The organism is Streptomyces sp. NPDC104307 (assembly GCF_055584045.1).
On the sequence record NZ_JBVJMU010000001.1, the window covers coordinates 766,495 to 787,135 of the forward strand.

A 20,641-nucleotide genomic window follows, 5' to 3' on the forward strand; every position below is an offset into this window, starting at 1 on the left:
GGAGGCAAATTTCTTGCCTCCCAGGCAAAAACCCCGCTGATCAGCGGTTGGCCACGGCCTGCTTCACCAGGGTCCGGCCGAAGTCCCACATCAGCCCGCCGTTGTGCGCGTCGTCCATCACCGCTGTGAACGCGGCCACAAACCGCTCCACGTCCGCCTCGTCGATGACGAGCGGCGGAATCAGCTTGATCACTTCGAGGTGGTCGCCGGAGACCTGGGTGAGAATCCGGTGCTTCTGGAGCAGCGGAACGACGACCATCTGCGCGAAGAGCCCCTTCCGGGCCGCCTGGAGCATCGTCCAGCGGCTGCGCAGCTTCAGCGAGGACGGCCGGCCGAACTCGATGCCGATCATCAGCCCGCGTCCCCGCACCTCGTGCAGCAGCTCGTATCGGTCGACCAGCGCGGCCAGCCGTTCGCGCAGCAGATCACCGGTGCGGCGCGCGTTGGCCACGGTCTCTTCGTCCTCCATCACCGCGAGGACCGCGAGCCCGGCGGCCATGGCCTGGGCATTGGAGCCGAAGCTGGCCGAGTGGACCAGCACCCGGTCCATCGAGGAGTAGACCTTCTTGAAGATCCAGTCCTTGCCGAGCGTGGCGCCGACCGGCACATAGCCGCCGGAGAGCGCCTTGGCGACGCAGACCAGATCCGGCTCCACGCCCTCCTCGTGCTGGTACGCGTAGAAGTCGCCGGTCCGGCCCAGACCGGTCTGCACCTCGTCCGCGATGAGCAGCGCCTTGTGCTTGTGGAGCAGTTCCTGGGCGGCGCGCAGGAAGCCGGGCGGCGAGGCGTGCACGCCCTTGCCCTGGATCGGCTCGACGACCAGGCCTGCCACGTCTCCGCGCTTCAGCTCGCGCCGCAGAGCCTCCAGGTCCCCGAGCTCGATGGCGGTGTCGGGCAGCAGGGGCGCGAAGCCGTCCCGGAAACCGTCCTCGCCGTTGACCGAGAGCGACCCGGTGGTCAGTCCGTGGAAGGCGTGCGCGCAGTACAGGATCCTCGGCTTCCCGGTCGCGTACCGGGCGAACTTGAGCGCCGTCTCGACGGCCTCGGTACCGCTGTTGCCGAAGAACACCCGGTCCAGGTGCGGGCTGTGCGTGAGCAGCTTCTCCGCCAGCAGCCCCGGCAGTGGCTGGCAGTCGAAGCGGGTGAGGTCGGCGAGCGAGGCGTCCAGGACGTCGTGCACCGCCTTGCGTACGACCGGGTGGTGCCGGCCGAGCCCCATCACGCCGAACCCGGCCAGCATGTCCAGGTAGTCGTTGCCCTCCGCGTCCCAGAAGTGCGCGCCCTCGGCCCGTTCGTAGACCTTGTCGAAGCCGATGGTGCGCAGCATCCGCGGGAGCTGGTGGTTGAGGTACTTGGTGTGCAGCTCGTAGCGCTCTGCGCCGCGCTCCGCGAGGAGCTGCGCCAGATCGAAGCCCTTGGGCCCGTCGTCCTTCATGCCCCGCTCTCCTTGTGCCCGTTGTTCAGGGCGTCGCGCTCGTGGTGGCCGTCGTCGTCGGCCTTCGGCCGCAGGGCCAGGGTCGCGCTGATCCGGCCGGCGATCTCGACCGGTGTGAGTCCGATGTCGGCCAGCACCTCGGCGCGCTTGCCGTGGGCGAGGAACTGTTCCGGAATGCCGAACGTGCGCAGCGGTACGTCGACGTCGGCGTCCCGCAGCGCCTGCCCGACCGCCGAGCCGACGCCGCCGGCCCGGCTGTTGTCCTCGACGACGGCGACGAGCCGGTGCTGTGCGGCGAGCGGGGCCAGCTGCCCGTCGACCGGCTTGACCCAGCGGGGGTCGACCACGGTGCACCGGATGCCGGCGCCCGTGAGCAGCTCTGCGGCCCGCAGGCAGACGGGGGCCATGACGCCGACCGCGACGAGCAGCACATCGGCGTCCTCGGCGCGGTGCAGTACGTCCATGGAGCCGGTCCGGCCGACGGCGGGGACCGGCTCCCCCACCGACTCCTTGGGGAACCGGATGACGGTCGGGGCGTCATCGACGTCGACGGCCTCGCGCAGCTGGGCCCGCAGCTGGCCGGCGTCGCGCGGTGCCGCGATCCGCAGTCCCGGTACGACCTGGAGCATGGACATGTCCCACATGCCGTTGTGGGACGCGCCGTCGGGCCCGGTGACGCCGGCCCGGTCCAGGACGAAGGTCACTCCGCACCTGTGCAGCGCGACGTCCATCAGCAGCTGGTCGAGGGCCCGGTTGAGGAAGGTGGCGTAGACGGCGACGACGGGATGCAGTCCGCCGGTGGCCAGTCCCGCCGCGGAGACCGCCGCGTGCTGTTCCGCGATGCCCACGTCCCAGACCCGGTCGGGGAAGGCCTCGGCGAACTTCGTCAGCCCCACCGGGTGCAGCATCGCGGCCGTGATGGCGACGACGTCGGGCCGCTCCGCCCCGATCGCGGCGATCTCGTCCCCGAACACCGAGGTCCAGGACGGGCCGGCCGCCGGGGTGAGCGGGGCGCAGGTCAGCGGGTCCATCGCGCCGACGGTGTGGAAGCGGTCGGCCTCGTCCTGGAGGGCGGGCTGATAGCCGCGGCCCTTCTCGGTGAGGCAGTGCACGAGCACCGGGCCGTGGAAGCGTTTCGCCCGTTGCAGGGCGGACTCGACGGCGGCGGTGTCGTGGCCGTCGATGGGCCCGACGTACTTCAGGCCGAGGTCCTCGAACATGCCCTGCGGGGCGAAGGCATCCTTGAACCCCTTCTTGGCGCCGTGCAGCGACTCGTAGAGCGGCTGTCCGATGACGGGGGTCTGCTGGAGGACGCCCTTGCCCCAGGAGAGGAAGCGTTCGTAGCCGTCGGTGGTGCGCAGGGTGGCGAGGTGGTTGGCGAGGCCGCCGATGGTCGGCGCGTAGGACCGCTCGTTGTCGTTGACGACGATGATCAGTGGCCGGTCCCTGGCGGCGGCGATGTTGTTCAGCGCCTCCCAGGCCATGCCGCCGGTGAGTGCCCCGTCACCGATGACCGCGACGACGTGGTCGGGGCGGCCCAGTACCTGGTTGGCCTTGGCGAGGCCGTCGGCCCAGCCGAGCACCGTGGAGGCGTGGCTGTTCTCGATGACGTCGTGCTCGGACTCCTCGCGGGAGGGGTAGCCGGAGAGGCCGCCCTTGCCGCGCAGCTTGGAGAAGTCCTGCCGCCCGGTGAGGAGTTTGTGTACGTAGCTCTGGTGGCCGGTGTCCCACAGGATGCGGTCCACGGGTGAGTCGAACACCCGGTGCAGGGCGATGGACAGCTCCACGACGCCGAGGTTGGGTCCCAGATGTCCGCCGGTCCTGGCCACCGCCTCGATCAGGAACTTCCTGATTTCCTCGGCCAGTTCACCGAGCTGTGGTTCGTTGAGCGTCTTGAGATCGTGCGGCCCCCTGATGCTCCGCAGAAGCGTCATACCGGGCCCCCTCTCTAATCCTGTCTCAGCTCACGGTGACGGCGGGGACCCCCGGTGTGACGTCCCGGTCCTCGTCGTCGGCTGCACCGGAACCGGTTCGTCCCGGCCGACCGCCGCCGGCCCGGCCTGGACGCGTCGCGCACGGCGACGCGTCGCGAGCGGCCGGGCCGGCGGCTCGCGGAGAGCCAGTACCACTGGTTCTCCGGCGGTCATCACCTCACCGGTTTCCGCCGATGGTCTCCCGCGCGGCACGCAGGGATTCCTTCAGCGACCCCATGGTGGCGAGTACGGCGGTGGGCTCGTAGCCGCAGTGCGCCATGCAGTTGGCGCAGCGCGGGTCCTTGCCCCGGCCGTACTTGTCCCAGTCGGTCTCCTCGATGAGTTCCCGGTACGTCGGCACATAGCCGTCGCTCATCAGGTAGCAGGGCCGCTGCCAGCCGAAGAGCGAGTAGTTGGGAATGGCCCACGCCGTGCACGGGAAGTCGGCCTTGCCCTCCAGGAAGTCCAGGAAGAGCGGCGAGTGGTTCAGCCGCCACCTGGCCCGGTTGCCGCCCGCGAAGGACTTCTTGAACAGCTCGCGGGTCTGCTCGACTCCCAGGAAGTGCTCCTGGTCGGGTGCCTTCTCGTATGCGTAGGCGGGCGAGATCATCATCTCGTCGACCTTCAGATCGTCATTGAGGTAATTCAGGACCTCGATGATCGTCTGCGGGGTGTCGGTGTTGAAGAAGGTGGAATTGGTGGTGACCCGGAAACCGCGGCGCTTGGCCTCCTTGATCGCGGCCACCGCCTCGTCGAACACTCCTTCCTTGGCGACCGATTCGTCGTGCCGCTCCCGCAGCCCGTCGATGTGCACGGCGAACGCGAAGTAGGGCGACGGCGTGAACTTCTCCATCTTCTTCCGCATCAGCATCGCGTTGGTGCAGAGGAAGACGTATTTCTTCTTCGCCACCAGTTGCCGGACGATTTCGTCGATCTGCGGATGCATCAGCGGCTCACCGCCCGCGATGGAGACCATCGGAGCGCCGGATTCGAGCACCGCGCCGACGGCCTGGGCCACCGGCATCCGCTGCTTGAGAACTCCGGCCGGATGCTGAATCTTCCCGCAGCCTTCGCAGGCGAGATTACAGGCGAACAGCGGCTCCAGCTCGACAATCAGCGGGAACTTCTCCCGCTTGCGAAGCTTCTGTTCAGCAAGGTACGTCGCAATCTTGATGGTCTGACGGAGTGGCATGGCCATCTAGCTCACCTCCTGGGGAGCAGCAAAGATCGGTGCCATTCATAGAAAGCCGGTAGGACGGCACGGAGAACACGGAATGCCGATATTCCACCGCGGACCGTGCCGATGCGGACGAGCTCATGCTGTGGAGCGTCCACGACCACCCGTACGGCCGCAACCGGGCGCGGCCCGGCGCGCAGGGCGGTGCGCAGAGTGGCGGCGGACTCCATGTCCACCGCGATCGCTCCGGTGGTCCGCAGCTCGGCCCGCTCATGCCCGCGTACGACATGGTCGGAGCCGGTCAGCGGACCGGTGTGGACGGTGCGTCCCGGTACTGCTCTGGCCAGTGCCTCGGCAAGCAGTTCGGTGCCGGTGCAGGCGGCCGACTCCCCGGCGAGCCGGGTCTCGTCGGCCACCACCAGATCCCCGGGGTGCATGCCGGGCGTCAGCCCGGCACAGAACCCCGAGGCGATGACCGCGGCGCCGAACGCCCGGCCCTCGCCGAGCGCCCGCGCCACGGCGGATTCGGCCGCCTTGGGTCCCATGCCCGTACGGATCACGGTCACGGGTCCCGGCGCCCCGTCCCCCCCGCTCCTGCCGGTGCGCAGGGCGAGGTGTTCGATGCCGAGCGCACAGGCGATCAGCAGCGGGGCGGCGGGCCCTGACGGCCCCGCGGGTTCGCCCATCACGCCCCCTCACGGAGGTCCGTGCGGCCGGCGAAGGGATCGCCGTGCACGTACCGACCGAGTGCGGTCAGCGGGAAGACCTGCCGGTAGAGGTGGTAGTTGATGGAGAAGTCCCAGGGGAAGCCGGTACCGGTGAAGTACGGCTCGTCCCAGGACCCGTCGGCCTGCTGGGTTTCGGTGAGCCAGGCGACGCCGCGGGCCACTGCCGCGGTGTCCCGCCGCCCTGCCGCGAGGAGCGCGAGCAGTGCCCAGGCCGTCTGGGACGCGGTCGAGGCCCCGTGGCCGATCCACTTCTCCTCCTTGTAGGAGCGCAGGTCCTCGCCCCAGCCGCCGTCGTCGTTCTGCACGGACTCCAGCCAGTCGGCCGCGCGCCGGATCGAGGGATGCGCGGCGGGCAGCCCGGCGGCGACCAGGGCGGGCACCACGGACCCTGTTCCGTATACGTAGTTGACCCCCCATCGGCCGAACCAGCCCCCGTCGGCCTCCTGTTCGGAGAGCAGCCACTCGATGCCGCGCCGGGTGACGGGGTGCGCGGAGTGGCCCTCGATGGCGAGCATCTCCACCACGTGTCCGGTGACGTCCGCGGACGGCGGGTCGATGACCTCACCGAAGTCGCAGAACGGCAACCGGTTGGGGAACGGGCTGGTGTTGTCGGCGTCGAACGCTCCCCAGGCGCCGTTGCGGGACTGCATGCCGACGTTCCAGCGCACCCCCCGGGCGATGGCTGCCTCGACCCGTGCCGGATCCGGGTGCCGGACCCGGCGCAGCGCGAGGACCACTTCCGCGGTGTCGTCGATATCCGGGTAGTTGTCGTTGTGGAACTCGAACGCCCATCCTCCCGGCGGGAGTTGGGGCCTGCGTACCGACCAGTCGCCAGGCCGGTCGATCTCCTCTTCGAGCATCCAGTCGGCCGCCTTCACGAGCGCCGGATGGTCGGGGCGCAGGCCCGCGTCGGCGAGCGCGATGGTGGCGAGGCAGGTGTCCCAGACCGGGGACTGACAGGCCTCGATCATGCGGGCGCCGTCCTCGCGCCAGACCGCGAACCGGTCCAGCGAGGCGAGTCCGGCCCGCATCACCGGGTGGTCGAGGTCGTAGCCCAGCAGATGCAGCGCGATGACGGAGTAGACGGCGGGCGGCTGGATGCCGCCCCAGCAGCCGTCGTTCTCCTGGCGTTCGATGATCCAGCGGGCGGCCGCGTTCATCGCGAGGCGGCGCACCCGGCGCGGGGCGATCCGGTGATAGAGGTGCAGCGCCTTGTCGAGGCGCTGGAAGACACCGTCCCAACTGGCCGCCGGTGCGGGGCGCCTGGCTGGGTTCGGTTCGCCGGGGTCGGTGTGCAGCTCGTCCAGTGCGAAGGGGGCGGGCCGGACCGGGCGTTTCGCGGAGACGACCGTGAGCGGCACGATGGTCTGGCGGGCCCAGCAGCCGAAGTCGTAGATATTGAGCGGGACCCACTTCGGGAAGAACATCAGCTCGGGCGGGAGTTCCGGCAGGTCGTCCCATTTCCACCAGCCGAACAGGGCCAGCCAGATCCGGGTGAACACCCGGCTCGCCGCGATCCCGCCCTGTTCCCTGACCCACCCCGAGGCGCGGAGCATGTGCGGGTCTTCCGGCCGGTCCCCGGCCAGCCGCAGTGCCACATAGGCCTCGATGGTGGCGGAGAGGTCCCCCGGTCCGCCGTGGAACGTGGCCCAGGTGCCGTCACCGAGCTGCTCGCCGCGGATGAATCGGCCGGCCGCCTGTACCATGGCGGAATCCTGGATTCCGAGGAACTGGCGGAGCAGGAGGTCCTCGGCGTCCATGGTGACGTTGGTGGCGAGGTCGCCCTTCCACCAGCCCTGTTCATCCTGCTGGCCGAGGAGGTGCTCCACCGAGCGTTCCGCGGCCCGCCGCGCGGCGGCCAGTACGTCGTCCGCGGCGATGGTTGATTCGGTTGTCGGTCTACTGGCCGAGGCTGCGCGGGGATCCACAGCCCCGGTGCTTCCGTCGGTCGTCGCTGTCATGGCTTCCCCTTCGTGCAGTTGTTCCTCTGCTGTGCTGGGGTCTCCGTCGGCCGGCGCCCGTGACGGGCACCGGCCGGCGACTGCGAGTCATATGGAACAGATGGCGATCATCTCTTTCGTACGACGACGAAGTCAGCGAGCGCCGTGAGCTGCGCCCGCACGGTTTCTGGCATGTCGACACCGTGCAGCGCCTCGATGGCGACCGCATGCTGACGACGCGCCTCCTGAGCGGTCCATTCACGGCCGCCCGCCTCCTCGATGAGCGCCGCACGGGCGGCGAACTCCTCTTCGGAGAAGCTGTCGAAGTCGCTGCTCTTCGCGTCGGCGGCGAGCAGCTCGCCCAGGCGCTCGGAGGCCGGTCCGCCCGCGGCGAGCGCGGCGACGACCGGCAGGGACTTCTTGCGCTGGCGCAGATCGCTCCACGTCTGCTTGCCCGTGGACTCCGGGTCGCCCCAGATCCCGAGCAGGTCGTCGACCGCCTGGAAGGCGAGGCCGAGGTGGTAGCCGTACGCCTCCAGGACGTCGGCGGTACGGTCGTCGGCACCGCCGAGCACCGCACCGATGGAGCAGGCGCAGGCGAGCAGGGCGCCCGTCTTGTTGCCCTCCATCTCCAGGCACTCCTCGACGGTGACCCGCTCGCGGTGCTCGTAGGAGATGTCCTGGGCCTGCCCGTCGATCAGCTTGCGGGTGGCCGAGGTCAGCCGCCTGGCCGCGCGGCCCGCCTCGACCGTCCCGAGCTCCAGGAGGATCTCGTTGGCCAGCGCGAAGAGCGCGTCACCGACCAGGATCGCCTGGGCGGGGCCGTGCACCTTCCACACCGTGTCGCGGTGGCGCCGCTGCTCGTCGCCGTCCATCAGGTCGTCGTGCAGCAGCGAGAAGTTGTGCACGAGTTCGACGGCCACGGCGCCGGGGACGCCGGCCTCGGCGGCGGCGCCGGCCGCTTCCGCGGAGAGCAGGGCCAGCGCCGGGCGCACGGCCTTGCCGCCGTCGCCGTCGGAGGGCCTGCCCTGGGCGTCGATCCAGCCGAAGTGATAGGCGGCCACGGTGTCCATGGGCGGTGCGAGCCGGTCAACGGCGGCCCGGAGCACCGGCGTGGAAAGGGCCCGTCCGCGCTCCAGAAGCGCGGTGACGTCCGTGGTGTCCGCCACGGTGTCGGAAGCCGGATTCGCCGGGGTCACTGACTCTCCTCTTGTTCCGGTGGTACTGCTCATGCCGCCTCCTGCAGCGGATGTTCGTGGGGGCGGCCGAGTGCCAGGAGTGCGGCGTCCGCTGCGCCGGCACCGCTGCGGACGGCGCCCTCCATCGTGGCGGGCCAGCCGGTGGCGGTCCATGCGCCGGCCAGGAAGAGGCCGGGGGCCCCGGTACGGGTCCCGGGCCGCAGCCGGCCGACTCCGGGGGCGGGCGCGAAGGTCGCCGTCCGCTCCCGGGTGACGAAGAAGTCCCTGATCCCGGCACCGCGTGCGGCCGGCAGCAGCCGCTCCAGCTCGGGCAGGTAGCGTGCGCGCAGTTCGGAGACGGGCAGCTCGATCTCCTCGCCGGCCGCCGACTGGGAGACCGCGAGGTACTGGCCGGGCCCGGTGAGGCCCGAGGCCTCCGTCCGGTCGAAGACCCACTGGACCGGAGAGCCGAGCGCGGTGAAGAACGGCCGCCGCAGCACCTTGCGGTCGTAGACGACGTGCACGTTGAGGATGGGTGAGCTGCCGATCTCCAGCAGCTTCTCCGGGGCGTCGAGCGCGCCCTCGGGCAGCAGGTCGTGGGTCTCGCGCTGCGGCACGGCCAGCACGACGGTGTCCGCCTCGATCCGCTCGGCCCCGGTCTCGACCACCCAGCGTCCGTCGTCGGTACGGGTGAGCGCGGAGGCCTTCGTCCGGAGTTCGGTGCGGACACCGGCGGCGTCCAGGGCCTTGCGGCTCAGCGTGTCGTGGATGTCGCCGAGCGGCACGCTCGCCCAGCCGATATCGGCGGCGCCGGGCTCGGAGAGGAGGCCGGTCTTGAAGACCTTCGCGGCGAGTGCGAGCGAGGAGTTCGGCGCGGTGGCGTTGAGCGTGGCGACGCCGACCAGGTCCCAGAGGGCCTCGATGGTGCGCGGCGACTGGCCGTGCCGGGCGAGCCAGCTGCCGAAGTCGATGTCGTCCAGCGCCGGATCGTCCGGGTCGAGCCGGCCGAGGGCCAGCGCGGCGCGCCCGACGCTCGCCCGCTCGGTGAGCGAGAGGTGCGGGTAGCCGGCGAGTCCGGCGGCGAGGTGGAAGGGGACCGGCAGGCCGTTGCGGCGCAGCCGTCCGAGCCGGGGCCCCGCGGGCCGTCCGACATCGAGAACGGGCACGTCCAAACGGTTTTGCAGCGGGGCCAGCCGGGCGCCCTCGACCCGGTCGAGGAACCAGCGGTACGCGGTGCAGCAGCGCAGGTAGACATGCTGGCCGTTGTCGACGTTGAGTTCGCCGCGCCGGAAGGAGAAGGCGAGGCCGCCGAGCCGGGGCCGACCTTCGAGCAGGGTCACGTCAAGCCCGGCGTCGGCCAGGCGCAGGGCCGAGGTGATGCCGGCGAGCCCGCCGCCGATCACCACCGCCCGGGAGGAGCGCGGCCTGTCGTCCGTCATGAATCCCCCTCTCGCCAGGTCTTTCCCGTCAGGGACGCAGCGGTACGGCCGGAGGTTGCCCGCCGTCCGCACTGATCATCCATGGTGCTCATGGTGCGCGAGATGTGCCTGCGGCGCATTCAGACACGCCCCCTGGCCGTCCGCCGCGAAATGTAGCGGGCGTCCAGACCGGACAGGCCGCGCACCGCCACGTATGCCTTCTCGTGGCCCGGCAGCGAGACCCGGCCGCGCAGCACCGCCTCGGGATCGCGCTCGATCCGGTCCAGGAGTCTGCGGTAGATGCCGGCCATCGCCGCCACGCAGGCACCACTGCGCCGGTCCAGCATCGGCAGCAGCCGGTAGCCCTCGGCGAACAGCGCGCGGGCGCGCCGGACCTCGAAGTGGATCAGCCCGGCGAAGTCCGAGCCGGGCGGCGGGGTGGCCCGGTGGAAGCCCTCGGAGCAGCCGAACTTGGCGAGGTCGTCGGCGGGCAGATAGGTGCGCCCGTTGCCCGCGTCCTCGCGGACGTCGCGCAGGATGTTGGTCAGCTGGAGTGCGAGGCCGAGCGTGTCGGCGTACTCCCCGGCGCGTTCCGAGCCGGGCGCGCCCGGCTCCGTACCGAAGACGCCCAGGCTGAGCCGGCCGATGGCGCCCGCGACGCACCGGCAGTAGATCTTGAGGTCGTCCCAGGTCTCGTAGGTCGCGCCGCGCACGTCCATCAGCACACCGTCGATGAGCTCGTCGAGCCCCTCCAGCGGCAGCGGGAACCTGCGGGCGGCGTCCGCTAGCGCGACGGCCACCGGATCGGTGTCGTCCTCGTCCACCGCGCCGTCCCGTACCCGGTCCAGGAGCGTACGGGTGCTCTCCAGGCGGACGCGCTTGGTCTCCGGCTCCAGCTCACCGTCACCGATGTCGTCGACACGACGGGAGAAGGCGTACAGCGCCGACATGGCCTGTCGCTTCTCGGCCGGCAGCAGCCTGATGCCGTACGCGAAGTTCCGCGCCTGCTGTCCGGTGACCGCCTCGCAGTAACTGTATGCGGCCTGTACCGGTGCCGACATGTACGTCGTCTGTCCCTCCACGGTCCGGCTCACCCCTCTCTACGCGCTCTTCGCAAGACAACTCCCACCTCGCGCAGCAGGCTGGGCTTGGTGGGCTTGGGCGGTCCGGGCAGTACGTCGAACCCGGCGGCCGCGATCGCGGTGAGGGCGGCACGCCCCCCGCCGACGAATCCGGCGAGAAGCAGCTTGAGCCTGCCGTGGACGCTACCCACCAGGGGGGTGCCCTCATTCAGCAGATCCGCGGCGCGTTCCGCCTCGTACGCGACCAGTGCCCGCACCGACGCGCCCCCCGTGGGGGCCGCCAGATCGGATTCGGCCACATGGAACCTTGCCATGTCGTCGGCCGGCAGGTAGATCCGGTCCCGGCCGAGGTCCTCTGCGACGTCCTGGAGGTGCTCGACGATCTGCAGTGCGGTGCAGACGGCGTCGGAGCGGCGGACGCGTTCCGGGCTCGCGGTTCCGGTGAGCTGGAGGACCAGGCGGCCGACGGGGTTGGCGGAGAGTTCGCAGTAGGCGAGCAGCTCCTCGTACGTCCCGTAGCGGCGGATCTTCTGGTCCTGCCGGTTGGCCTCGATGAGGCCGAGGAAGGGTTCGGGGGTGAGCGCGCGGCGGCGCACGGTGGGGCGGAGTGCCTGCATGAGGGGGTGGTGCGGGGTCTCGCCCGTGGTGGCGAAGATCCTGCGCAGGTCGGTCTCCAGCGCGTCGAGCATGGCGAGCCGGTCCTCGCTCTGTGCCGGGTCCAGGCCGAGGTGGCGGGCGTCGGCGCCGCCGGGGGCGAGGTCGCCGTCACCGATGTCGTCGACGAGCCGGGCGTAGCCGTAGACGGCCATCAGATCGTCGCGCCAGGCGCGCGGCAGGAAGAACGGAGCCACCGGGAAATTCTCGTCGGCGGCCTTGTCGAGGGTTCCGGGTACGGCGGAATCAAGCCGCGTCGGGCGGGCTCGCGTCACTGCGTACCGCCCTGCACGGGGACGGCGTGAGCACCTCGGAGCTGGAGATTATCCGTCATAGCCGTCACATCTCCCGTTCTACACTGCCGACCCAAAACAACCCATTCCGGACACGCCGCCCGCCCTTCCCAGTGCGGAGGACCCCATGGGCCTTCCGCTCAGGCGGTATCGCCCCACTTGCAACGAATCAGCACCGGTACAGCTTACGTTGTACAACGCTCATCGATACGCCGGGGGGCGGGACACCTGTGGAGTGTGCGCCGTGCCGTGCCAACTTTCCCCGCGCGCCGTCGAATTGACGTCATCCGGCGGGAGGAGATCTTGCCGGATGACGTACGACGAGCCGTGGAGGTGCGGCGTCCGGTCCGTGGTCCGGACACGCGCCGCGGCCCCCGCCGGAGAGGTCCGGCGGGGGCCGCGGCGGTGCGCGGGGCGGGCAGGCGCTACTTGCCGGTCTCCCGCTCGTACGCCTTCAGTACCTCTTCGGTCGGGCCGTCCATCAGCAGTTCGCCCTTCTCCAGCCACAGCACCCGGTCGCAGGTGTCCCTGATCGACTTGTTGCTGTGACTGACCAGGAAGACGGTGCCGGCCTCCTTGCGGAGCTCACGGATACGCGCCTCCGAGCGGATCTGGAACTTGCGGTCACCGGTCGCCAGCGCCTCGTCGATCATGAGGACGTCGTGGTTCTTGGCGGCCGCGATCGAGAACCGCAGCCGGGCCGCCATGCCGGAGGAGTACGTCCGCATCGGCAGGGTGATGAAGTCGCCCTTCTCGTTGATGCCGGAGAAGTCGACGATGTCCTGGTACCGCTCCCGGATCTCCTCGCGGCTCATCCCCATGGCGAGTCCGCCCAGGACGACATTGCGCTCGCCGGTCAGATCGCTCATCAGTGCCGCGTTCACCCCGAGCAGCGAGGGCTGCCCGTCGGTGTAGACCTTGCCGCGCTCGGTCGGCAGCAGCCCGGCGATGGCCCGCAGCAAGGTCGATTTGCCGGAGCCGTTGGTCCCGATGAGACCGATCGCCTCGCCCCGGTAGGAGGTGAAGGACACGCCGCGCACGGCGTGCACCTTGCGGATCCCGCGCTCCTCGCCCTTGCCGCGGCGCAGTATCCGGCTCAGTGCCGCGGTGGCGCCGCCCTTGCCACCGCCGCCGCCGTTGACGCGGTACACGATGTGCACATCGTCGGCGATCACGGTGGGGACGCGCCCCCCGGTGTTGTCCTCAGCCACGGCCGTACCGTTCCTCTGCCTTCCAGAAGTACACGAATCCCGCGATGCCCACCAGGAGCGCCCAGGCGAGCCCGACCAGCCAGACGTGCGACGGCAGGTTCTCGGAGCCGTAGCCGTCGATCATCGCGAACCGGACCAGGTCCATGTAGATGGCCGCAGGGTTGTACTGCAGCACATCAGCGATCCAGGACGGCTTGTCCGCGAGCATCACCGGGATGGAGAACATGACGCCCGACGCGTACATCCAGGTTCGCATGATGAACGGCATCAGCTGCGCCAGGTCGGGGGTCTTGGCACCGAGCCTCGCCATGATCAGCGCGAGACCGGTGTTGAAGAAGAACTGCATCACCAGGGCGGGAACCACCAGCAGCCACGAGAGCCGCGGGTAGCTGCCGAACCCGACGGTCACCGCGACCAGCACGATCATCGAGTACAGCAGCTGCTGGAGCTGCTGCAGCGAGAAGGAGATGGGCAGCGAGGCACGGGGGAAGTGCAGCGCGCGGACCAGGCCGAGGTTGCCGGCGATGGCCCGGACGCCCGCCATCACCGAGCTCTGCGTGAACGTGAAGACAAAGACCCCGGTCACCAGGAACGGGATGAAGACGTCCTGCGGAATCCCCCTCTTCGTGCCGAGGATCAGGCCGAAGATGATGAAGTAGACCGCGGCGTTCAGGAGCGGGGTCGCCACCTGCCACAGCTGGCCGAGCTTCGCCTGGCTGTACTGAGCGGTCAGCTTCGCCCGGGAGAACGCCATGATGAAGTGGCGTCGCCCGCGGAGCTGGCGCACGTACTCGAAGAGCCCCGGCCGGGCTCCGCTCACCGTCAGACCGTACTTCGCGGCCAGCTCGGCCGAGCTCAGGCCGTCGTCTGCCGATGGCGGGGTGCTCAGGGCGACCGCACCATCATGGGTTGTGTCACTCACCAGATAAGACTCTCGTATTCAGAATGCGCAGCCAGTCGCGGGCGCGGCTCAGGGCGGACAGGTCCCGAATAAAAAAATACGCCTCATGCTCCCAGAGGCGAGCCCGTCAGATGACCGGGGGGCGGCCTAGTCGCGTCAGCCGCCACACCGTACGCCACTTCATGGGGCGTCGCGGTCCGCAGGGCTTCGACCAGCCCTCCCGGAAGCCGCCGAACCAGGCCTTGAGCGCCGGGCCGGACGGCCTGCGGAGCAGCGTCAGCAGCAGCCACACGCCGAGGTACACGGGGACCAGGGGCGCGGGCAGGTTGCGGCGGGCCAGCCAGACCCGGTTGCGGGCCACCATGCGGTGGTAGACGGCGTGCCGGGACGGGGCGGTGGTGGGGTGGTTCAGCACCATGTCGGCGCGGTAGTCGATCAGCCAGCCGGCGTCCAGCGCCCGCCAGGCCAGATCGGTCTCCTCGTGCGCGTAGAAGAAGTCGCCCGGCAGCGGGCCGACCTCCGCGATGACCCGGGTGCGTACGGCGTTGGCGCCGCCGAGGAACGTCGTCACCCGGGACGAGCGCAGCGGGTCGGCCGCCCGCAGCCTCGGTACGTGGCGGCGCTGGGTCTCGCCGGTGTCCGGGTCGGCGATGCGGAAGCTGATGATGCCGAGCTTGGGATCGGCCTCGAACGCCTGCCGGCACAGCTCGGCGGTGTCGGTGAGCGGCAGCAGTCCGTCGTCGTCCAGGAACAGCAGGGCGTCCACGTCGGCGCCGGAGGGCCCGAAGGCCTCGATGCCGACGTTGCGGCCGCCGGGGATGCCCAGGTTCTCGGGCAGCTCGACGGTGCGCACGCCCGCGGGGACGTCCGGTACGGGGGAACCGTTGCCGACGACGGCCACCTCGATCCGGTCGCCCTTCTGCGCGGCGACCGAATCGAGCAGGGCACGCAGCTCGGCCGGGCGGTTGCCCATCGTGATGATGACCGCGCCGAGTTTCATGGGGGCGCTCACTTCAGCCTGCTCGATGCCAGGACCGACACGAGGTGGAGGAGGGTCTGCAGCAGGGCGATGCCGGCCAGCACCGCGACCGCGAGGCGGCTGAAGAAGAGGTCGTCCCGGACCGCGTCCAGGACGGCGGCGACCAGGATCACCAGCGAGGCCTCGACGCACAGGATCAGCCGGTGGAACTTGAGCGCGCCGGCCGCCCGGCGGGCGAACGCCATGCCGGACGAGCGCGGCTCGGACGCCGCCTCCTTGACCGGCGGCAGTCCGCCCTGGTGGCGTGCGACCCCGACCAGGTCGGTCTCGGCCTTGATCAGGATGGCGCCCAGCGCCGCGAGCGTCCCGAGGAAGGCCCAGAGCCAGTCGATCCGTCCGTTGCCCCACAGGTCGGCGGCGCGCAGGCCGAAGCCGACCAGCACGGCGGCGTCGCAGAGGTAGGCGCCCACCCGGTCCAGGTAGACCCCGCCCAGCGAGAACTGCTTCTTCCAGCGGGCCAGCTCGCCGTCGACGCAGTCGAGCAGCAGGTAGAGCTGGACCATGACCACGCCGAGCAACGCGCCGGTGATGCCCGGAACGAGCAGGGCCGGAGCGGCGAGCACACCCGCGATGGTCATCAGGTACGTGAGCTGGTTGGGCGTGACCTTGGTGTTCACCAGGTACCGGTCCACACGCAGCGAGACCTCGCGCATGTATATCCGGCCCGCCCAGTGTTCGCCGCTGCGCCGGTCCTTGACGCCCGGGGGGTGAACGACCGGACGGAGTTCAGCTACTGATGGTCTTGGCATAGTCGGCGTACGCGTCCCTGATCTGGTCGGTGGACAGGCTGAGGTGTTCCAGGACCGTGAAGCGTCCCGGACGGGTCTGCGGGGCGTAGTCGACGGCCCTGACGAACTCGTCTGCGGTGAAGCCGATCTCCGTGGGCAGGACCGGAAGGCCGTGCCGGCGCAGGACCTCCGCGAAGAGGCCGGACTCCTCGCGGGCTCCGCGCAGGTGCATGGCGAAGGCCGCGCCGAGGCCGACCTGCTCGCCGTGGCTCGCGGCCCGCTTGGGGAAGAGCAGGTCGAAGGCGTGGCTGATCTCGTGGCAGGCGCCGGACGAGGGGCGGGTGTCGCCGCTGATCGAGATGGCGATGCCGGAGAGCACCAGCGACTCCGCGAGGACGGTGAGGAACTCGTCGTCCGCGACGGTGCCCGGGTGGCGCAGCACCGCCTCGCCGGCGGTACGGGCCATGGCCGCGGCCAGCCCGTCGATCTGCTCGTCGTTGACCTGGTGCGAGAGCTCCCAGTCGGCGATGGACGAGATGTTGGAGATCGCGTCGCCGATGCCGGAGCGCACGAAGCGGTCCGGGGCCTCCCGGATCACCGAGAGGTCGATGACCATGGCGATCGGCATCGGGACGCCGTAGGAGCCGCGTCCGTTGTCGTTGTCCAGGGTCGCGACGGGCGAGCAGAGGCCGTCGTGGGCGAGGTTCGTGGCGACGGAGACCAGCGGCAGGCCGACCCGGGCCGCGGCGTACTTCGCCACGTCGATGATCTTGCCGCCTCCGAGGCCGACCACCGCGTCGTACCGCTTGCCCTTGATGTCGTCGGCCAGTTGCACGGCGGCGTCGATGTTGCCGCCCGGCACGCAGTACCAGTCGGCGCCCGGCAGGGCGGGTGCGAGCTTCTCGCGCAGGGCCTGCCCCGAGCCGCCGCTGATCGCGATGGCGAGCTTGCCGGAGGCGGAGATCCGCTGGTCCGCGAGGAGGCCGGCCAGGTCGTCCATCGCGCCCCGGCTGATGTCGACGAAGACCGGGGAGGGGATGAGCCGGGTCAGTACTGGCACGCGATCTCCCGGCCCTTCGCGAGGTCGTCGTGGTTGTCGATCTCGACCCAGGTGACCTCACCGATGGGCGCGACGTCGACGGTGAAGCCCCGGTTGACGAGCTCCTGGTAGCCGTCCTCGTAGTACAGGTCCGGGTCGCGCTCGAAGGTCGCCTTCAGCGCGTCGGCCAGTTCCTCCGCGGCCTCTGCCTCAATGAGGGTGACACCGATGTACTCGCCGGTCGCGGTGGCCGGGTCCATCAGCTTGGTGATCCGCCGGACGCCCTTGCCCTCCTCGGTGATGACCTTCATCTCCTCGTCGGCAAGGTTCTTCACCGTGTCCAGGGCGAGGATGATCTGCTGGCCCTTGCCGCGCGCGTCCAGCAGCGTCCGCTCCACGGACACCGGGTGCACGGTGTCGCCGTTGGCGAGGATGACGCCGCGCTTGAGGACCTCGCGGGCGCACCACAGGGAGTAGGCGTTGTTCCACTCCTCGGCCTTGTCGTTGTCGACGAGGACGATCTTGAGGCCGTACTTCGCCTCCAGCTCCTCCTTGCGGTCGTAGACGGCTTCCTTGCGGTAGCCGACGACGATCGCGACCTCGGTGAGGCCGATCTCCGCGAAGTTGGCCAGGGTGAGATCGAGGACGGTCTTCTCGCCGTCCACCGGCACGAGGGCCTTGGGGAGCGTGTCGGTGTAGGGGCGCAGACGCCGTCCCGCGCCCGCTGCCAGTACGAGGCCGATCATGCGGGTTCTCCTTCGTCGTGAACGGCGGGTGCCCCGGAGGACACCCAGAAGCGGATGGACTCCACCAGCACGACCAGTGCCACGGCCACTGCGAGAGCGGTGAGCGCCACGGTGAAGCCGGAGCCCCGGGTGAACACCGCCGCGAGTACGGCCACCGCCAGGACCCGGCCTTCGTGCCCGCCGATCGTGCGCACCAGCCACTGGGGCGGCGCGCCGGTGCCGCCTCGGATGCGGTACACCGTGTCGTAGTGATGGTAGGCGACCGCCGAGACGAGCCCGAAGGCCGCGGGAAGCGCTCCGTCGATGTCACTGCGGGCGGCCAGCGCGAGGATCGTGCAGTACTCGGCCGCCCGGAAGACCGGGGGCAGGAGCCAGTCGAGTGCGCCCAGGAGCGGGCGGGTGACGGCGATTCCGGAGCAGACCGTGTAGAAGACCGCGGCGACGACCATCTGACGGCTGCCGAACGGCTGCTGGAGCGCGGCCGCGATCAGCGCGCCGGCGCCGACGACCGCCAGCACCGGGGCGGTCCAGGCGCCCCGGATCCTGGGGCTGACCGCCGCCACCAGCTGGGCGAACGGGCCGGAGTCCGCGAGGTCCGCGAGTGCCTGCGCGGCCCGGGGCGTGCGCCGGGCCTTGCGGGTCAGTGAGCGCAGCAGCCGGCCGGCCGTGGTGTAGCAGGCCGCGAAGGCGCAGCCGACGAGCAGCGCGTAGAAGACGATCCGGGGTGTGGTGAACGCGGTCAGTACGGCGATCATCGCCCAGCGCTCACCGATCGGGAGCACGATCATCCGGCGCAGCCAGACCGTCCAGGAGACGCTGTCGAGCTTGTCGGAGAGGGCCGCCGTGGGGCTGGAGTTCGCCACCGCGTCGTGGTTGGCCTCGTTGAACGAGAAGTCTATGACGTGGCGGCAGGACTGGAGCACCATGGCGCCGAGCGCCAGTACCCAGACGTCGTCGCCGCCCCGGGCCGCGCCGAGTGCGAGGCCCGCGTAGTAGGCGTACTCCTTGGCGCGGTCGAAGGTGGCGTCGAGCCAGGCGCCCAGCGTCGAGTACTGGAGCGAGTAGCGGGCGAGCTGCCCGTCGGTGCAGTCCAGGACGAAGGAGAAGAGGAGCAGCAGCGCGGCGGCGACGTATCCGCCGCGGGTGCCGGTGGCCGCGCAGCCGGCCGCGATCAGTGCGGCCAGCAACGACGCGGTCGTGACCTGGTTCGGGGTGAATCCGCGGCGCGCGCACCAGCGGGCGAGGTAGCGCGAGTACGGGCTGACGAAGTTCGTGGTGAAGAAGCCGTCGCGGGCCTTCACGGCGCTGCGCAGCCGGATCGCCTCGTCGTCGACGGCGGCGACCGAGGCGAGCGCGGCGGCGCGGCCGGCCTCGTCGGCCGGGACGGCCGCGACGAGCGAGCCGAGCTCCGGCCGCTGCACCGCGGTGCCCTCGGTGTCCATCATCACGGCGAGCCGGCCGGGCACGGTGCGGTCGGTGGCCGTGACGGTGTCGCCGGTGGGGGCGCCGGCGCCGACCGCCTCGTCGGCGCCGCTCAGGGCGTCGTCCAGGGCGGCACGCGCCTCGGGCTGCACGGTGAGCGCGCCGGGCACGGTGACGGCGGGGTAGCGGGGGTCGGTCAGTCCGAGCCGCAGGGCGTGGAGATGGCCGACGAAACGGGGGTCGACGAGCGCGACCCGGCTGTCGGCGGGGACGACGGACAGCAGCCGCGCGGCCTCACTGATATCGGCGGCGGCCTGTACGTCGAAGCCCAGTGACCGCAGATCGTCCTCGATGGACGATCCGGGCACCGGAGCACCTGTGAGAATGGCGGTCGACAGACGAACTCACTCCTTGGTGCTGACACGGGCCGGCGCCCGACGGTACGGCCCCGATGCGGGCCGGCGGCATGTCGGCAGAGGCTATCGGATGAACGGAAGCGGGAGTTCACTGCCCGTTTATGCTCCGTTCCGGGCAGGCCGGGATGATGCGGCACCCGCCCGCGATCATCATCGTCGATGGCGGCCTCGACTGACAAAACGCGGTGGGGCGGCCCTGCCGTGCCGGTGCGCGGGAGCAAGCGGGCCGGGTCGTTAGGGTGGCGCGCATGACATGGCTGATCACAGGCGGAGCGGGATATATCGGAGCACATGTGGCGCGGGCCATGAAGGAGGCCGGTGAACGGGTGGTCGTTCTCGACGACCTCTCGTCCGGCAACCCGGACCGGCTGCCGGCCGACGTCCCGCTGGTCCGGGGCGCGACGGCCGACCGCGCACTGCTGGACCGGGTGCTGGCGGAGCACGGGGTGAGCGGTGTGATCCATCTCGCGGCGAAGAAGCAGGTAGGCGAGTCCGTCGAGAAGCCGCTCCTGTACTACCGGGAGAACATCGGCGCGCTGACCGTCCTGCTGGAGGCCGTCGTGGCTGCCGGGGTGCGGCGCTTCCTGTTCTCCTCGTCGGCCGCGGTGTACGGCGTACCGGAGGCGGAGCTGATCACGGAGGAGGCTCCCTGCGTCCCGATCAACCCGTACGGGGAGACCAAGCTCGCCGGGGAGTGGCTGGTGCGGGCCGCGGGGCGGGCGCACGGGCTGTCCACCGGCTGTCTGCGCTACTTCAACGTGGCGGGCGCGGCCGCGCCGGAGCTCTCCGACACCGGCGTCTTCAACGTGATCCCGATGTTCTTCGACCGGCTGACCCGCGGCGAGGCCCCGCTGATCTTCGGTGACGACTACGCGACGCCGGACGGCACCTGCATCCGCGACTACATCCACGTGGCCGACCTCGCCGACGCGCACCTGGCCGTCGCCCGGCGGCTCACCGCCCAGGACGGCCCCGGGGACCTGACCGTCAACATCGGTCGCGGCGAGGGCGTCTCGGTGCGCGAGCTGGCCGCTCTGGTGGCGGAGGTCACCGGTCTCGACCGGAAGCCCGAGTTCGAACCCCGGCGGCCCGGGGACGCCTCGAAGGCGGTGGCGTCCTGCGGCCGGATCTCCGGGGAACTGGGCTGGGCGGCCCGTCGCGGGGTCCGCGAGATGGTCGAGTCGGCCTGGCGGGGCTGGCTGCTGCACCACCCCGCCCCGACTGCTTCCTGAGCTGCTCCCCGGGCCGTCCGCCGCTCTGA

17 protein-coding genes are annotated in these 20,641 nt (G+C 70.6%); 1 reads left to right on the plus strand and 16 read right to left on the minus strand.

Going from position 1 to position 20,641, the window contains the following annotated elements:
• Window positions 1–40: 40 nt before the first annotated feature.
• The 16 genes from ACZ601_RS03110 to ACZ601_RS03185 form a co-directional block, all read right to left on the minus strand.
• Entirely contained in the window at window positions 41–1,435 is a 1,395-nt protein-coding gene (locus ACZ601_RS03110; protein WP_469532367.1) for an aspartate aminotransferase family protein, read from the minus strand.
• The gene (gene dxs, locus ACZ601_RS03115) at window positions 1,432–3,369 is read right to left on the minus strand and encodes a 1-deoxy-D-xylulose-5-phosphate synthase (protein ID WP_469532369.1); all 1,938 of its coding nucleotides are present in this window, start codon (window positions 3,367–3,369) and stop codon (window positions 1,432–1,434) included. Before dxs ends, ACZ601_RS03110 begins: the two co-directional genes overlap by 4 nt.
• 217 nt (window positions 3,370–3,586) lie before the next feature.
• The gene (gene hpnH, locus ACZ601_RS03120) at window positions 3,587–4,606 is read right to left on the minus strand and encodes an adenosyl-hopene transferase HpnH (protein ID WP_123530534.1); all 1,020 of its coding nucleotides are present in this window, start codon (window positions 4,604–4,606) and stop codon (window positions 3,587–3,589) included.
• A gap of 5 nt (window positions 4,607–4,611) precedes the next feature.
• The gene (locus tag ACZ601_RS03125; RefSeq protein WP_469532372.1) at window positions 4,612–5,271 is read right to left on the minus strand and encodes a phosphorylase family protein; all 660 of its coding nucleotides are present in this window, start codon (window positions 5,269–5,271) and stop codon (window positions 4,612–4,614) included.
• Window positions 5,271–7,274 (minus strand): squalene--hopene cyclase, encoded by a 2,004-nt coding sequence (gene shc / locus ACZ601_RS03130; RefSeq protein ID WP_469532374.1) that lies wholly within the window; start codon window positions 7,272–7,274, stop codon window positions 5,271–5,273. Before shc ends, ACZ601_RS03125 begins: the two co-directional genes overlap by 1 nt.
• 107 nt (window positions 7,275–7,381) lie before the next feature.
• Entirely contained in the window at window positions 7,382–8,485 is a 1,104-nt protein-coding gene (locus tag ACZ601_RS03135; RefSeq protein ID WP_440573840.1) for a polyprenyl synthetase family protein, read from the minus strand.
• On the minus strand, window positions 8,482–9,870 hold the full coding sequence (hpnE, locus tag ACZ601_RS03140) for a hydroxysqualene dehydroxylase HpnE (RefSeq protein ID WP_469532376.1): 1,389 nt from the start codon (window positions 9,868–9,870) through the stop codon (window positions 8,482–8,484). The genes ACZ601_RS03135 and hpnE overlap by 4 nt, the downstream gene beginning before the upstream one ends.
• 119 nt (window positions 9,871–9,989) lie before the next feature.
• A complete protein-coding gene (gene hpnD / locus ACZ601_RS03145) occupies window positions 9,990–10,910 on the minus strand; it encodes a presqualene diphosphate synthase HpnD (RefSeq protein WP_469532378.1) in 921 nt (306 codons plus the stop codon).
• Between the two features lie 29 nt (window positions 10,911–10,939).
• Entirely contained in the window at window positions 10,940–11,860 is a 921-nt protein-coding gene (hpnC, locus tag ACZ601_RS03150) for a squalene synthase HpnC (RefSeq protein WP_469532380.1), read from the minus strand.
• 443 nt (window positions 11,861–12,303) lie between these two features.
• Window positions 12,304–13,089 carry an ABC transporter ATP-binding protein gene (locus ACZ601_RS03155; RefSeq protein WP_123530546.1) on the minus strand — a complete coding sequence of 262 codons (786 nt, stop codon included), beginning with the start codon at window positions 13,087–13,089 and terminating at the stop codon, window positions 12,304–12,306.
• Window positions 13,082–14,011: an ABC transporter permease gene (locus ACZ601_RS03160; protein ID WP_469532381.1), complete on the minus strand. Its 930-nt coding sequence runs from the start codon at window positions 14,009–14,011 to the stop codon at window positions 13,082–13,084. Before ACZ601_RS03160 ends, ACZ601_RS03155 begins: the two co-directional genes overlap by 8 nt.
• A gap of 106 nt (window positions 14,012–14,117) precedes the next feature.
• Window positions 14,118–14,990: a glycosyltransferase family 2 protein gene (locus ACZ601_RS03165; RefSeq protein ID WP_440573859.1), complete on the minus strand. Its 873-nt coding sequence runs from the start codon at window positions 14,988–14,990 to the stop codon at window positions 14,118–14,120.
• 8 nt (window positions 14,991–14,998) lie between these two features.
• A complete protein-coding gene (locus ACZ601_RS03170; protein ID WP_073734426.1) occupies window positions 14,999–15,778 on the minus strand; it encodes a CDP-alcohol phosphatidyltransferase family protein in 780 nt (259 codons plus the stop codon).
• Window positions 15,756–16,817: an iron-containing alcohol dehydrogenase family protein gene (locus ACZ601_RS03175; protein WP_440573845.1), complete on the minus strand. Its 1,062-nt coding sequence runs from the start codon at window positions 16,815–16,817 to the stop codon at window positions 15,756–15,758. Before ACZ601_RS03175 ends, ACZ601_RS03170 begins: the two co-directional genes overlap by 23 nt.
• Window positions 16,805–17,542, minus strand: coding sequence for a phosphocholine cytidylyltransferase family protein (locus ACZ601_RS03180; RefSeq protein ID WP_469532383.1), 738 nt, complete (start codon window positions 17,540–17,542; stop codon window positions 16,805–16,807). The genes ACZ601_RS03175 and ACZ601_RS03180 overlap by 13 nt, the downstream gene beginning before the upstream one ends.
• Complete coding sequence (locus ACZ601_RS03185) at window positions 17,539–19,332, minus strand: DUF5941 domain-containing protein (RefSeq protein ID WP_469532385.1); 1,794 nt, start codon at window positions 19,330–19,332, stop codon at window positions 17,539–17,541. The genes ACZ601_RS03180 and ACZ601_RS03185 overlap by 4 nt, the downstream gene beginning before the upstream one ends.
• A 296-nt stretch (window positions 19,333–19,628) precedes the next feature.
• On the opposite strand from ACZ601_RS03185, the gene galE reads away from it, so the two are divergent.
• Window positions 19,629–20,612 (plus strand): UDP-glucose 4-epimerase GalE, encoded by a 984-nt coding sequence (galE, locus tag ACZ601_RS03190; protein ID WP_469532387.1) that lies wholly within the window; start codon window positions 19,629–19,631, stop codon window positions 20,610–20,612.
• Window positions 20,613–20,641: the final 29 nt, after the last annotated feature.

Excerpts from the sequence above, each read along its gene's own strand:
- ACZ601_RS03110 (WP_469532367.1), bottom strand. The coding sequence starts at position 1,435 with ATGAAGGACGACGGGCCCAAGGGCTTCGATCTGGCGCAGCTCCTCGCG.
- dxs (WP_469532369.1), bottom strand. The coding sequence starts at position 3,369 with ATGACGCTTCTGCGGAGCATCAGGGGGCCGCACGATCTCAAGACGCTC.
- hpnH (WP_123530534.1), bottom strand. The coding sequence starts at position 4,606 with ATGGCCATGCCACTCCGTCAGACCATCAAGATTGCGACGTACCTTGCT.
- ACZ601_RS03125 (WP_469532372.1), bottom strand. The coding sequence starts at position 5,271 with ATGGGCGAACCCGCGGGGCCGTCAGGGCCCGCCGCCCCGCTGCTGATC.
- shc (WP_469532374.1), bottom strand. The coding sequence starts at position 7,274 with ATGACAGCGACGACCGACGGAAGCACCGGGGCTGTGGATCCCCGCGCA.
- ACZ601_RS03135 (WP_440573840.1), bottom strand. The coding sequence starts at position 8,485 with ATGAGCAGTACCACCGGAACAAGAGGAGAGTCAGTGACCCCGGCGAAT.
- hpnE (WP_469532376.1), bottom strand. The coding sequence starts at position 9,870 with ATGACGGACGACAGGCCGCGCTCCTCCCGGGCGGTGGTGATCGGCGGC.
- hpnD (WP_469532378.1), bottom strand. The coding sequence starts at position 10,910 with ATGTCGGCACCGGTACAGGCCGCATACAGTTACTGCGAGGCGGTCACC.
- ACZ601_RS03165 (WP_440573859.1), bottom strand. The coding sequence starts at position 14,990 with ATGAAACTCGGCGCGGTCATCATCACGATGGGCAACCGCCCGGCCGAG.
- ACZ601_RS03170 (WP_073734426.1), bottom strand. The coding sequence starts at position 15,778 with ATGCCAAGACCATCAGTAGCTGAACTCCGTCCGGTCGTTCACCCCCCG.
- ACZ601_RS03180 (WP_469532383.1), bottom strand. The coding sequence starts at position 17,542 with ATGATCGGCCTCGTACTGGCAGCGGGCGCGGGACGGCGTCTGCGCCCC.
- galE (WP_469532387.1), top strand. The coding sequence starts at position 19,629 with ATGACATGGCTGATCACAGGCGGAGCGGGATATATCGGAGCACATGTG.